The organism is Nocardia sp. BSTN01, assembly GCF_015354405.1.
GTDB lineage: Bacteria > Actinomycetota > Actinomycetes > Mycobacteriales > Mycobacteriaceae > Nocardia.
Map to the genome: position 1 here is coordinate 166,103 of NZ_JADKYP010000007.1, position 13,652 is coordinate 179,754.

At 65.3% G+C, this 13,652-nt stretch carries 9 protein-coding genes; 5 read left to right on the forward strand and 4 right to left on the reverse strand.

The annotated features are described in order from the left end of the window. Positions 1 to 58 precede the first annotated feature (58 nt). Together IRT45_RS09400 and IRT45_RS09405 are read right to left on the reverse strand one after the other, a co-directional pair. A complete protein-coding gene (locus tag IRT45_RS09400) occupies positions 59 to 493 on the reverse strand; it encodes an SRPBCC family protein (RefSeq protein WP_194805485.1) in 435 nt (144 codons plus the stop codon). 109 nt (positions 494 to 602) lie between these two features. Beyond that, on the reverse strand, positions 603 to 1,808 hold the full coding sequence (locus IRT45_RS09405; RefSeq protein WP_194805486.1) for an amidohydrolase family protein: 1,206 nt from the start codon (positions 1,806 to 1,808) through the stop codon (positions 603 to 605). 244 nt (positions 1,809 to 2,052) lie between these two features. Between IRT45_RS09405 and IRT45_RS09410 the strand changes: the two genes are divergently transcribed. The 4 genes from IRT45_RS09410 to IRT45_RS09425 all read left to right on the forward strand — a co-directional run bounded on the left by IRT45_RS09410 (position 2,053) and on the right by IRT45_RS09425 (position 9,562). After that, positions 2,053 to 3,105: a ferredoxin--NADP reductase gene (locus IRT45_RS09410; protein ID WP_194805487.1), complete on the forward strand. Its 1,053-nt coding sequence runs from the start codon at positions 2,053 to 2,055 to the stop codon at positions 3,103 to 3,105. A 72-nt stretch (positions 3,106 to 3,177) separates the two neighbouring features. Beyond that, positions 3,178 to 4,245 carry a TIGR03617 family F420-dependent LLM class oxidoreductase gene (locus IRT45_RS09415; protein ID WP_228534045.1) on the forward strand — a complete coding sequence of 356 codons (1,068 nt, stop codon included), beginning with the start codon at positions 3,178 to 3,180 and terminating at the stop codon, positions 4,243 to 4,245. Between the two features lie 10 nt (positions 4,246 to 4,255). Further along, positions 4,256 to 5,944, forward strand: coding sequence for an FAD-dependent oxidoreductase (locus IRT45_RS09420; RefSeq protein ID WP_194805488.1), 1,689 nt, complete (start codon positions 4,256 to 4,258; stop codon positions 5,942 to 5,944). A 168-nt stretch (positions 5,945 to 6,112) separates the two neighbouring features. Continuing rightward, positions 6,113 to 9,562 (forward strand): serine/threonine-protein kinase, encoded by a 3,450-nt coding sequence (locus tag IRT45_RS09425; protein WP_228534046.1) that lies wholly within the window; start codon positions 6,113 to 6,115, stop codon positions 9,560 to 9,562. Between the two features lies 1 nt (position 9,563). On the opposite strand, the gene IRT45_RS09430 is transcribed toward IRT45_RS09425, so the two are convergent. Further along, positions 9,564 to 10,886, reverse strand: a complete 1,323-nt coding sequence (locus IRT45_RS09430) for an SDR family NAD(P)-dependent oxidoreductase (RefSeq protein WP_194805489.1) — start codon at positions 10,884 to 10,886, stop codon at positions 9,564 to 9,566. A gap of 69 nt (positions 10,887 to 10,955) precedes the next feature. Here IRT45_RS09430 and IRT45_RS09435 point away from each other — a divergent pair, with 69 nt between their 5' ends. Then, entirely contained in the window at positions 10,956 to 11,906 is a 951-nt protein-coding gene (locus tag IRT45_RS09435) for an alpha/beta hydrolase (protein ID WP_309240868.1), read from the forward strand. Positions 11,907 to 11,967: 61 nt separating this feature from the next. Here IRT45_RS09435 and IRT45_RS09440 read toward each other — a convergent pair whose 3' ends face one another. Continuing rightward, complete coding sequence (locus IRT45_RS09440) at positions 11,968 to 13,020, reverse strand: GDSL-type esterase/lipase family protein (protein ID WP_194805490.1); 1,053 nt, start codon at positions 13,018 to 13,020, stop codon at positions 11,968 to 11,970. Positions 13,021 to 13,652: the final 632 nt, after the last annotated feature.

The following is a 13,652-nucleotide window of genomic DNA, read 5'->3' on the forward strand; positions in this document are numbered from 1 at the left end:
TGGAGGTATTTCAGCGCTGTTGTGTCACCGGTTCGTCGCAACCGGAACGACAAGCCTGTCAGCCGGCTTCGGCGACCTTCTTGATGGCCTTCAGGTTGTCGTTGACACCCTTCGCGATGATTTGCTTCATCATGAATTCGGGAAGGTTGAACTTGAGCCCGAGCAGCATTTCGCAATCGAGATCGGTACCGCCTGCGCCATTCTCTCGCGCCGCGTACTTGGTGTCGTTCTGCGTCATGGAATCCGCCTCGACGAGGTGCCATTCCACACCACCGTCGCTGTAGGTCACGGCAATCTCGTAACTCGTCTTCATCCCCATCGCGACGGCGGTCATCTTCGCACGCAACGGACGGCCCTGCTCATCGCGGTCGAGAACCTCGGCGGACTCGACCTCCTTCTGCCACTTCGGGTAGTTCTCGAAGTCGGTCACGACCGACAGCACCTGCGCCGGAGGCGCGGAAATCGTGAGGGTCCGCCGGATCGGTTCAACCATGACACTCTCCCTTGAGTCGGAAACTGAGCCATCAGTATAATCAGTTAGCTATTCGACGCAAGGGGCGGAGCCGCCGGGGCCACCGAGCGGCGATGGCCCCGGCGGGGCTTTACGAAAGTCCCAGCAACTCGAGACCGTTGTCCCGCAGGAAACGGCGGCGAGTTTCCTCGCCGAGCCCCTCGACCTTGGCGTAGAAGTCCGCCGGCTCCCGCAGACCTTCGGCATGCGGCCAGTCCGAACCCATCACCAGGCAGTCGACGCCGCCGAGCCGGTCGGCGAGCGAAATCGTGTCGTCCTCCGGATAGGGCACGACGCGCACATGGTTCTTGAAGATGGTGCTCGGCCGCTCCGTCAGCTGTCCACCCAGCCACGGACCGTTGCGGCCCATCCCCCGGCTCTTGTCCATATGCCGGATGAAGTGCGGCACCCACTCCGCGCCGAACTCGCTGACCAGCACCTTGATATTCGGGAAGCGGCCGAAGAGGTTGTCGAAGATCAGGGCCGACAGCGTATCGGTGATCGGGCGCTCACCGTAGGTGTTCTGCCACTGCCAGGCCGAGAACTGGAACGGCGGCACCAGACCCCAGCCCCACTGCGAGGCCACGTTGGCCTGGTAGTGGAATTCGGAGATGTGGTACGCGACCGCCACCCCGGCCTCGTTGATCCGCGACCAGAAGGGGTCGAAGTAGGGATCTCCGGGAGAGCGTCCGTAGGCGGGTCCCGGAGGAAGCAGGATGAATCGCGCACCGGCAGCCAGCACCCGGTCCAATTCCGCACAGGCACGGTCGAGATCACGCAGCGACATCAACGCCGGCGCGAAAATGGTGTTCTGATACGCGAAGCCCCAGTCCTCGGCGATCCATCGGTTGAACGCTTCGATATTGGCGTAGAGCGCCTCGACGTCATCGAGGTACGCCTCGACCATCAGCGCCCAGCCGCCCGGATACATGATCGCGTGTTCGATCTGCTGCTCGCCCAGCTGCTGGATCCGCGCATCCTTGTTCCGATACTCGATCTGGATCGGCTCGTAGAAGCGCTCGGCGTCGCTGGCCTCGCCGGACGAACGAGCCTTCAGCATTTCCACCAGCGAACCGGGGACGTACGCCTGATCCAGATCCGCTTCCAGCGCGGTCACAACACGGTCGTTGGCCAGCAGAATCTTGCGGCCGCTCGCCGAGCGAATCGGGTAGACGGCCATGTCCAGCTTCGACTTCGGCATGTGCCGGGTGAAGCAGTCCTCGGCTTCGTACGAGTGCTGGTCGAAATCGAGCAGTTTGTACGGCAGCTGCCCCACCGTGTCCTTGATCAACGCCATCGCCGGCGTTCCTCTCTCGCGATGAAAGCCGCGCCCGAATCGACGCGGGGCCTCGACGGCATCTTGCGATGCCATGACAACATGAGAGACTCTATCATGTTGTAAGGGTGTTGCAAGCTATTCAGTTAGATATATTTCGCCGGAGGCCGCCCAGCGAACGCTTCGACCCCGCAGGCCACCCGGACTTGGATCTATTTATCTATCTGATTATACTTTTTTGACCGAGACTAGCGAGGATCTCACCATGCCGGACAACGCACGAAACCCCAAGGTCAGGAGTCTGACCGTCATCGACGTCGTCGACGAAACACCGGACGCGAAGTCGATCGTCTTCGGCATCCCGCCGGCGGAACGGGACCGGTTCACATACCAGCCGGGACAGTTCCTCACGCTACGCATCCCCAGCGAGCGCACCGGTTCGGTCGCGCGGTGCTACTCCCTCGCCAGTTCTCCCGCTACCGATGACAACCTGATCGTCACCGTCAAACGCACTGCCGATGGCTACGGATCGAACTGGCTCTGCGACAACGTGGCGCCCGGCACCGTGCTGGACGTGCTGCCCCCGTCGGGCCACTTCACGCCCACGTCACTGGACACCGACATGTTGCTGTTCGCCGGCGGAAGTGGCATCACGCCGATCTTCTCGATCCTGCGTTCGGCGCTGACGAACGGCCGGGCGCGGATCACGCTTCTCTACGCCAACCGCGACGAGCGATCCGTCATCTTCGCCGAGCGGTTGCGTGAGCTGGCCGAGAAGTACCCCGACCGCTTGACCGTCCTGCACTGGCTCGAATCACTCCAGGGACATCCCCAGCCGGGGGTCGTTCGCGCCCTCGCCGCACAGCACCAGCAACGCCACGCGTTCATCTGCGGCCCGGGGCCGTTCATGCGCGCGGTATCGGACACCCTCGCGGCGGCAGGGATGGCGCACGAACGAATTCATATGGAGATCTACTCCTCCCTGAGCGGGAATCCGTTCGACGACGAGGCGGCGCCCGTAGCCACCGCCGAAGCGGATACCCCGACTGTCCCGGCCACCATCGAACTCGACGGCGACGTCCACCAGATCGATTGGCCCGTGACGGTTCCACTCGTCGACGCGCTGCTCGCTCGCGGGATCGAAGCCCCGTACATGTGCCGTGACGGCGAATGCGGCGCGTGTCAGGCAACCGTGACGTGTGGAGCGGTGCGGATGCTGCGCAACGACTTGCTCGGCGAGGACGACGTCGCCGACGGATACGTACTCACCTGCCAGGCCGTCCCGGACGGCGACAGCGAAATCCACATCGCGTACTGACCGCTCGACGGCCCCGACGACGCTCCGATCACATCTTTTCCGCGAATTACCTGCTATCTGCGAGGACCGGTTATGCGCATCGATATGAAACTGCCGAAACCCGACGCGCTCGGCGGAGACCGCCTGACGCGCCTCGGCGAAGTCGGCGCGGCGGCGGAGCGGAGCGGATACTCGGGCCTCTGGAGCGCGGAATCCTCGGGCGACCCGTTCCTCCCTCTCGTGCCGGCCGCCGCCGCGACCGAGCAACTCCAGCTCGGAACCGCCATCACGGTGGCGTTCGCCCGCAATCCGATGTCGCTGGCCTACACCGCACACGACCTGCAACTGCTGAGTTCCGGTCGCTTCCTCCTCGGACTGGGCAGCCAGGTGCGCCCCCACATCGAGCGTCGATTCGGCATGCCCTGGAGCCAACCGGCCGCGCGGATGCGCGAGTTCATCGAGGCGATGCGCGCCATCTGGAATACCTGGAACACCGGGGAGAAATTGGACTTCCGGGGCGACTTCTACTCGCACACGCTCATGACGCCGTTCTTCTCCCCGGCGCCCAGCCCGTCGGGGCCGCCGAAGGTCTATCTCGCCGCAGTGGGCGACAAGATGACCGAGGTCGCCGGTGCCGTCTGTGACGGGTTGCTCCCCCATCCGTTCACCACCGAGCGTTACCTGCGCGAGCACACGCTGCCGACTGCTCACCGCGGACTGGCGAGCGCCGGTCGCACTCTGGCGGATTTCTCCGTCAGCTTCTCCGGCCTGGTCGTCAGCGGCCGGACCGAGGAAGAAATGGAACGGGCTCGCGACGGAGCCCGTGCGCAGATCGCGTTCTACGGCAGCACTCCCGCGTATCACTCGGTACTGGAAACACACGGCTGGGGGGAGCTGGGCCGTGCGCTGACCGAACTGTCCAAGAGTGACGCCCCGGATCGCTGGACCCAGATGGGCAAACTCATCGATGACGAGGTCTTGGACAGTTTCGCCGTGGTCGCCGAGCCGGACCGGCTCGGAACGGCGATCGAGGCCCGATTCGGCGACATCGTGGACCGGTTCAGCTTCTACGCACCCTACGACCACGATCCCGAGATCTGGCTCCCCGCGATCGAGCACCTGCGGCAGACCGGGCCGGCACCACGCTCCACCAGCAAGTAAGGACTCCACCATGGCCTATGTCGTCACTCAGAAATGCTGCAACGACGCCAGCTGCGTCTCGGAATGCCCGGTCGACTGCATTCGGCCCCGGCCCGAAGACCCCGAGTTCACCACAGCGGAGATGCTCTACATCGATCCGAATACCTGCATCGACTGCCAAGCGTGCGCCGACGCGTGCCCGGTAGGAGCGATCTACGCGGATTCGGAGCTGCCGAGCGAGCTCGCTCGCTTCCAGGAGGTCAACGCGTCCTATTTCGAGCGGCGACCGCTGGAGATAGCAGACAACGACGGTGCGGCAGCCGCACCTGCCCGGATCGGAAAGGACCACAGCAAGCTCCGGGTCGCCATTGTCGGCGCCGGGCCGTCCGCGGCGTACGCCGCCGGTGAGCTGATGCGCCGCGCCGACGTCGACATCGACATGTTCGATCGACTGCCGACCCCGCACGGACTGATCCGCGCGGGCGTCGCGCCGGATCACGCGGCCACGAAGACGATCGCTGCCACCTTCGACGCGTTCGCCCGCCGCAAGAACTTCCGTTATCTGCTGAACGTCGAAGTCGGCAAGCACATCACCCACGACGAGCTGACGAAGCACTACCACGCTGTGGTGTACGCCGTCGGGGCCTCGGCCGACCGGCGGCTGGACATCCCCGGCGAGGACGTTCCCGGTAGCCATTCGGCCACCGAATTCGTGGCGTGGTACAACGGCCATCCCGAATACGCGGACCGCCGGTTCGATCTGACGGGTGAAACGGCGGTCATCGTCGGCAACGGGAACGTCGCCCTGGACGTGGCGCGCATCCTGACCACCGATCCCGAGATCCTGACCAAGACCGACATTGCCGACCACGCGCTGGAAGCGCTGCGGCACAGCACGATTCGCGAAGTGGTCCTGCTCGGCCGGCGAGGCCCGCTGCAGGCGGCCTACACCAGCCCCGAATTCATGGCCCTCGGCCACCTCCCGGGCGTCGACGTCGTGATCGACCCGGACGAGTTGACCCTGACCGATGCCGGCGAGGCCGCGGTCGGCGACTCCAGCTCGCACCCGTCTCTGGCGCTGAAATACGAACTCGCCCGCGAGTATGCGGCGCAGGCTCCCGACCCCTCGAACAAGCGAATCGTCTTCCGGTACCTCGTTTCCCCGACCGCCGTGCTCGGCTCCGACCGCGCCGAGGCAGTGGTAGTGGAGCACAACGAACTCGACGAAGCGGACGGCGTGGCCGTCGCACGGGCAACAGGGCGTACCGAAACCATCCCGGCCACGCTGGTCCTGCGGTCGGTCGGCTATCAGGGACGTCCGGTCGCGGATCTCCCGTTCGACGACCAGCGGTGCGTCGTGCCGAACCTCGCGGGCCGAGTGATCACAACCGGTGACACACCTCTGCCAGGGACCTACGTCACCGGATGGATCAAACGCGGTCCCCGCGGCGTGATCGGCACGAACCGGCTCTGCGCCGAGGAAACGGTGAATTCACTGCTCGATGATTTCGTGGCCGGCAGGCTCAGCGCACCGGCCGAGGATGCCGGCGCTGTTCCCGAGCTGTTGTCCGAGCGGCGGCCCGAGATGATCGAGCGAGCGGGATGGCAAGCTATCGATACCGCCGAGCGCACCAGCGGCAAAGCGCAACGCCGCCCTCGGGTGAAGTTCGTATCCGTCGAAGAAATGATCGCCACAGCGCGCGCGGCGACTACGCCCTGATCGCAGTTCCGTATCAGCTGTGCCCTTGCCAACGATCATATGATCGAGGGGTCGGGATGATGAGAGTCACGCCTCGAAAACGGTGAAGGATGGTCAGCACAGGGCACGTACGGACCGACGCATCTAGGACGGTGCGCCGCAGCGGACGCACGCGTGGGCAGGCGCATCATGTCCGGCGATGACGGCGACCGAACGATGCACGATCTGGAACTCGGCGCGGCGGCCGAACTGTCGGCGGCCGGATTCGCCGGCGCCGAGGAAGTCGGTAGCGGCGGATTCGGCAAGGTCTACCGGTGCGTCGAGGAATCACTCGACCGGGTCGTGGCGGTCAAGGTTCTCACGGCAGAAGTCGGGGCGGACAATCGGAACCGGTTTCTTCGTGAGCAACATGCCCTCGCGAAATTCTCCGATCACCCGCATATCGTGCAGGTATACCAGGCCGAGACCACGCCCGCCGGGCGGCCGTTCATCGTGATGCCGTTCCACTCCCGAGGATCCCTCGACGCCCGGATCCGAGCGAACGGCCCCCTGCCCTGGCAGGAACTGCTGTCGATCGGCGTGAAGTTGGCAGGCGCTTTGGAGACGGCACATGCCCACGGAGTGATACATCGCGATGTGAATCCGGCGAATGTATTGATCACCGACTACGGAGAACCACAGCTCGCCGATTTCGGAATCGCGCGGATGAGCGGCGCCTTCGAAACCGGGCGGGGCCTGATCGCCGGCACACCCGCCTATACCGCGCCCGAGGTTCTGCGCGGCGGACCGCCCGATGTGCTTTCCGACGTCTACGGGCTCGGCGCGACGCTTTTCACCGCACTCACCGGCCACGCCGCATTCGAACGCAAGGCGAACGAATCGATGCTCGCCCAGTTCGTGCGAATCAGTTCCGAGCCGCTGACCGATTTGAACCTCAGTGGCGTACCTGCTCTGTTGTGCAATGCGATCGAGTCCGCCATGTCGCACGATCGCTCGAACAGGCCCGAATCCGCCCGCGTCTTCGGCGAGCGGCTCCGCAACATCCAATTCTCGTCCGGTGTGCCGGTCGACGCGATGGTGGTTCCGGCGCAGGTGGACTCGGTGCGGGCGGAGGATTCGGATGCACATCCGGCGACAGCGCGAGGACCGGCCCGCCCGGCAGTTTCCGCCGCACCGACAACCAGATACCGGCCGCCGACCTCCCTCCGCCGGCTCGTCGATCGCCCGCGACTGCTGGGCGCGCTACGCGATGGACAGCCACGGCGTCTGGTCTTCGTCCACGCACCGCCCGGCTTCGGAAAGAGCACTCTGGCCGCGCAATGGGGGGAAGCACTCGAGGCCGAAGGCATACCGGTCGCGTGGCTGGCCATCGTCTCCGACGACAACAACGTCGTCTGGTTGCTGACCCACCTGATCGAGGCCGTGCGGCGTGTCCGTCCTGCCTTGGCCGGCGAACTGGCGCAAATACTCGAGGAGCGCTCGACCGATGCCGCCCAGCAGGTCATGACAACACTCATCAACGAGATCCATGCCCGCGGCGAAGTGGTGGCCGTTGTGGTCGACGACTGGCATCGCATCACCAGCCCCGCCGCGATCGGTGCGATGGAGTTTCTCCTCGACAACGCCTGCCATCACCTGCGATTGGTCGTCACCAGCCGCGCCGAGACCGGTTTGCCGTTGGGGCGCATGCGAGTTCGAGACGAGCTCGTCGAGATCGGGGAGAACGAACTCCGGTTCGAATCCGGCGAGGCGGAACGCTTCCTGATCGAACTCAAAGGCCTGCATCTGGCCCCCGAAGATGTGGACCGCTTGTGCTCGTCGACGGAGGGTTGGGTAGCGGCCCTGCAGTTGGCGGCATTGTCGATGCGGGGCAAGAACAATCCCGCCGCCCAGATCAAACAGATCAGCGGCCGGCATTTCGCCATCGGTGAATATCTCATGGAAACCGTCGTCGAGGTTCTCGAGCCGGACGTCCTCGACTTCGTCATGCGCACCGCGATCACCGACGCGATCTGCGGCGAGCTGGCCGAAGTGCTGACCGGCGTCAAAGCTGGTCAGCAGATGCTGGAGCAGGTTTGCCGTCGCGAACTTTTCCTGCGCAGAGTGGACGACGACGAGGGCTGGTTCCAGTATCACGGACTGTTCGCGGATTTCCTTCGCCGACGGTTGGCCGACCAGGACACCGAACTGCTCCAGCACCTTCATCTGACCGCATCCGAGTGGTTCGCCGAGCGCCACATGCTGATCGAGGCCGTCGACCACGCGCTCGCGGCGAACGCGCCGGAGCGAGCTACTCGATTGGTCCGGGAGCACGCCGACGCGTTGATCGAGGACTCCCAGATGGCCACGTTCCTCGGCTTGGTCGCCAAACTTCCGGCGTCGACGGCCATCGCCGATGCGCGGCTGCAACTCGCCGTCGCCTGGGCCAATGTGTCTCTGCAGCGCACAGACGCCGCGCACACGGCACTCGAACGGGCCCGCGCCGCGTTGGCGGAGCTCCCGGCCGAGGATGAGACGCGGGCAGATCTCGTGATCGAAGCCGACGTCATCCGGGTCGCGGAGTCCCTTGTCCAAGACCGTGTCCGGGATATGCCCGCCGCGGCGGTGGAACGCATGCAGCGACCGGTGCGCCCATTTTTCGCGAATGCGGCCGGAACCATGGCGTCGGTGGTATCCCTGTTCCGTTTCGACTTCGACGGGGTGCACCGCTGGCATGCATGGGCTGCTCCGTATCGCACCCGGGTGAGTGGTCCGTTCGGCGTGGTCTACGGCGATTGTGTCGCCGGTACGGCCGCCTCCGAACAACTCGACCTCGCGAACGCCGAACGGCTCTACCGAACCGCGACCAGCTTGGCGCTCGACGCCGGGATCAGGTCCAGCCCGACTCGCCTGGCAGCCGCGCTGCTGGCCGAATTGCTTTACCAGAGAGGCCAATACACCGAAGCCGAGGAGCTGCTCGCCCCCGGCGAGGGTATCGAAGTCGGCGGCGTCGACTACATGCTCGCCGCGTACAGCACCGGAGCCCGGCTGGCCGCGCTCCGAGGCAGGATCGACACCGCGGAAGAGGTTCTCGCGGAAGGCCAGAAGGTTGCCGACAATCTGTCCTTGTCTCGGCTGTCGGCACGAATTCTCAACGAACGGATCCGCCTCGGGATTCCGATCGGCGAGGCGGAACGGCATTTCCTCGAACAGTCGCTGTCCACGTACCGCAGACAGCCGAACCTCATCCTGGCGACGGCCACCGACCTCGCGCACGACTCCGCGATCCGGCTGCTCCTGGCCCAAGGCAACCGCGACGCGAGCCGGCAGGCCGGCAAACGGGCCGAGCGGATGCTCCGCGAGATCGGCAAGCAGAATCGGCCGCGCGCCTTGCTCGAAGCTCAACTCCGCTACGGCTGTTGCCTTTTCGCCGCGGGTGAGTTCGAACGATCGGTGGCGTTGCTGTCACCCGCCCTGTCCCGATGCGCCGAACTGGGCGTTGCCCGGCTGGCACTCGACAGCGCACCGACCATGCCGTTCGCCGTCGAGGCCATGTTCGACGCCCCGGAGTCACCCCACCTGCCGCCGCGGTATTTCCTTCGCCAGTTGCTGGCCGAAATCGATTCGGAGCGGCGCCATAAGCGTGCGGCGGCACAATGAATCAATCCGCTCGGTAGGCGTGCATCCGGGAAATTCTCCCGTCCGGGGCGATCGTAAAGAAGTCGGCCATCCGATAATCCGCGCCGTCCAAGTGCAGGGCGATGCGCACGGCGACCTGATCTCCGTCGGCCATGAGCGGACCGGGAGTGGGCAACGGCGTCGATCGCTCGAACACCCCACGGTAGAAGTCGCGGACCGCGTGGTTACCGGTGAGCCGGGCGCCCGGCACATCGAAATCGGCATCCTCGGTGAACACGTCGTACAGAGTGTCGGCGTCCTTGCGCCGCACCGCGTCGAAATAGCCGCGCACCGCGCTGTACGGATCGGCCCCGTCTCCGTGGTTGGCCTCGATATCGGCCCCCAGGGAATCGGGCACCGTATACCCCGCGCGCGAGCGGATCTCGGCGAGATGCGCGGCAATGTCCTCGGGTGTGGGTACGGCGCCGGTCGGGCTGCGCCATCCGCGAGTGGTGGCGACGAAGGCGCTGTAGTACCGGCCGGCGGCGGCGGCGAATACTTCATGCGTATGGGTGCAGCGCTCGCTGACCAGGTAGGTGACCAGCGCGCCGACCATCTCGGCGTCATCAGCGTGCACAGTCGCCGGATCTATCCCGCCGATGGCGGCAGTGGCCTGTGCGGACATGCCGGCCAGAGCGCGCGATGTGCCGGCCATCGGTAACAGCACGTTGGACAGGATGCCGTTCGGGGCGCCCTCGACAGCCAGTGCCTGCGACAGGCCGAAAACTCCGGCTTTGGCTGCGGCATAGGAGATCTGCCCGGCATTGCCGAATAATCCGGCAGACGAACTGGTGAAAAGAAACCTGCCGTACCCCTGCTCTTTCATCACCGCAAAAGCGGGCTGGCTCACATACAACGCACCTTTCAGATGCACGGCCAGAACGGATTCGAGATCGTCCGGGGTAATTTCACCGATCGGCGCGTTACGCCGGTTCCCGGCGTTGTTGATCACGATGTCGACCCGGCCGAACTCCTTGATCGCCGTGTCCACGACGGCTCGCCCGCCGTCCGGTGTGGCGACGCTGTCGACGTTCGCGACCGCCCGGCCACCTGCGGCGATGATATCCGCGACGACGCGGTCGGCAGGATGACTGCCGTCTCGGCTTCCGTCGACGCTGGTGCCGAGATCGTTGACGACCACCGCTGCCCCCCGTGCGGCAAGGGCACGCGCATAGCTCGCGCCCAGCCCGTTGCCGGCGCCGGTGACGATCGCCACTCGATCGGTGAAATCAATTCCCATAGCTCCTCCAAGGAACGCGATAGTGCGGCAATCTCCACGTATAATTAGTTTTATCTTTCTACTCAACTTACTTTACGCCGTCCAGACGGGCGCTTCGCCAGTGCACGTGACGCAACACACTCCCGGAGGAACACCGTGACTTTTCACCCGGATCTGCGCGCCCAGCGCGTCCTTCCCCGCGCCATCGTCCCGCTGCCGTGGCTCATCAAGCCGGTCAGGTGGGTGATGCGGCTCGGTTCGTTCGGCGCCGGCGGTGACGTCGTGGAACTCCCCGGCACCCCCGAAGTCTCCGTTCGCGTCTTCCGCCCGGCCGGGCAAGGCGTTCCCGAAGCAGGCTCTCCCAAACCAGCGTTGCTCTGGATCCACGGCGGCGGGTTGATCATCGGAGACGCGGGGCAGGACCACGCGTTCTGCCAACGGGCGTCCGACGAACTCGATGCGGTGGTCGCCTCGGTCCAATACCGGCTCGCCCCCGACCACCCATTCCCGACACCGCTGGAGGACTGCTACAGCGCGCTGCGCTGGCTGGCCGGGCAACCCGACGTCGATCCCGAGCGCATAGCCATCGGCGGAGGGAGCGCCGGCGGCGGTCTGACGGCCGCACTCGCCCTGCTGGCCCGGGACCGCGAAGAAGTCCGGCCGGCATTCCAGCTGCTGGTCTATCCGATGCTCGACGATCGGACCACGCGTCGCACCGATATCGACGAGCGCGGCTTCCGGCTGTGGAACCAGCGCGCCAATCGAATCGGCTGGCGCTCGTATCTGGGATCGGCATACGGATCCGCCGACGTTCCCCCGACCGCCTCGCCCGCCCGCAGCACCGACCTGTCGGGCTTGCCGCCGGCATGGCTGGGGGTCGGCGACCACGATCTGTTCTACGACGAGGACCTCGAGTACGCCCGGCGCCTCCGGGAAGCGGGCGTCGACTGCGACCTGACCGTCGTTCCGGGGGCCTATCACGCCTTCGACGGCATCGAGCCGAAGGCTCCGGTTTCCCGGGACTTCACTCAGGCACAGATCACCGCGCTGGGCCGGGCGCTGCACTGCGCCGGTTTCGAGACAGTGACCGATATCGGCGACGTGTAGGTCGGCGCCGCACCGGGCATGCGCGACTGGCCGACTGCGGCGGTCGCGCAGCCGGCCTCGGTCAGGGGAGAAGTGCGTCGAGCGGTACCGTGTCGGCCATCATGGCGTAACCCGCCGGGCCGGGATGAATGCCGTCCAGTGTCTCGGTGCCGGGCTTCTGATGCTTATCGGAGGGATCGGCGAGAGCGCGATCGAAATCGACGACGGTGACGTCGCGCTGGGTCCGGATCCAGTCGTTGAGAATCTGACGCTGGTCGTCACCGAACGTGTCGGGCACGGCGTCCGGGAGCATGACGGTGCGCGACACACGGGGAAGATACGTTCCCAGAAGCACTTTGACGCCGGCGGCGTGCGCGGCGTCGATCAGTTGGCGCAGTCCGGTCTCGACCTCACCCGCGGTCCGGTTGCAGTAGCGCAGGTCGTTGCCGCCCTCGTTGATGATGACGGTCTTGATGTTCGGGACAGCCAGCGCGTCACGAGCGAAGCGAGTGACAGCAGCCTCGCCCACTACCTCCTTCGTCGCCTCCACCGTATGGCACGGCAGCACGGTGTTTCCCGCAATACCGGCATTGACGATCGACAGCGGCAGTCCCGCGTCGTGGATCCTGTCGGCGAGGCGATCAGGATAGTCGGCGTGGTTGTCGAGGCCCGACAGTGTCCCTTCGGTGATCGAATCACCGAAGGCGACAACCGTACCCCGAGTGCCGGGGTCCGCGGCGTCGACGCGGGTGAGGAACGAACGGAACGGCGTAACGACCGGGAATGCGCTGCCGTCGGTATCCGAGGTACGGTCGCCGGCTGCAGGTAGTGAGCTGTAACTGCTGATGTCGAATGCGGCGATTCCGCCGCCGGTGGTCAGCGCGCCGACGGTGGGCACGAAGAACGACACCGCCAGATCGGTACCGTAGCCGAATTCGATGTCCGCCGGGTCGCTGACGACCGAACTGCCGGGGGCGACCGTCACCTCGCGACCACCACCGAAAGTGATCGCCTGCCCGAGCTCGGCCCGGATCGCGGCTCCGGCCGCGCGCGGCGCTATCGAGGCCGAACGGAAGGTCACCGGGGCGTTGCCGTACTGATTGGAGAGGGTGATCCGAACACCCCTGCCAGGCATGGACATCCGGACGATCGCACGGTATGACTGGTCTGCCGCGGGCGGGTAACTCGGACCCGACGGCGAGGTCTGCCAAGCTCCGGACCACGTATCTCGCTCGCCGGGCGAGGCGACTGCCGGCGGACCGCCGGCGAACAGTGGGCCCGCGGCGAAACATGCGGCGACCATCACCGAGACGAGGGCTGTTCCACAGCTGCTCCGCCCGTGCGCCGACCGGCTTCCACCGAGGAACCATTCCATGCGCGACCACTCCCGTCGTGTGCCTCATCACTATCTTCACCGGTGCACGAAACTATCACGAACAGTGTAATGATTAGCCCGTTTTGGATCGGCGTTAACTACTGCCGGGTACTGATTTCGTCGATGTTACGAATCGGTCCGGTACTCGGATCCGATTGTTACCAGTTCACCGGAAACGCCTGGACAACGGTTACACGGCAATGATCGACCGATACGAGATGCAACACGTCGCAGCTGCACAGAATCGGCTGAATACCTTGCAGCACAACAGATTAGCCGCCATCTGACGCTGATCCCGGCGGCGAGAACTCAGCAACCTCACCTTCTTCCGGACGTGACCAACGCGAAATAACTCGGGCGTCAACTTGAGTCATCGGTGAGCCGCACCCGCG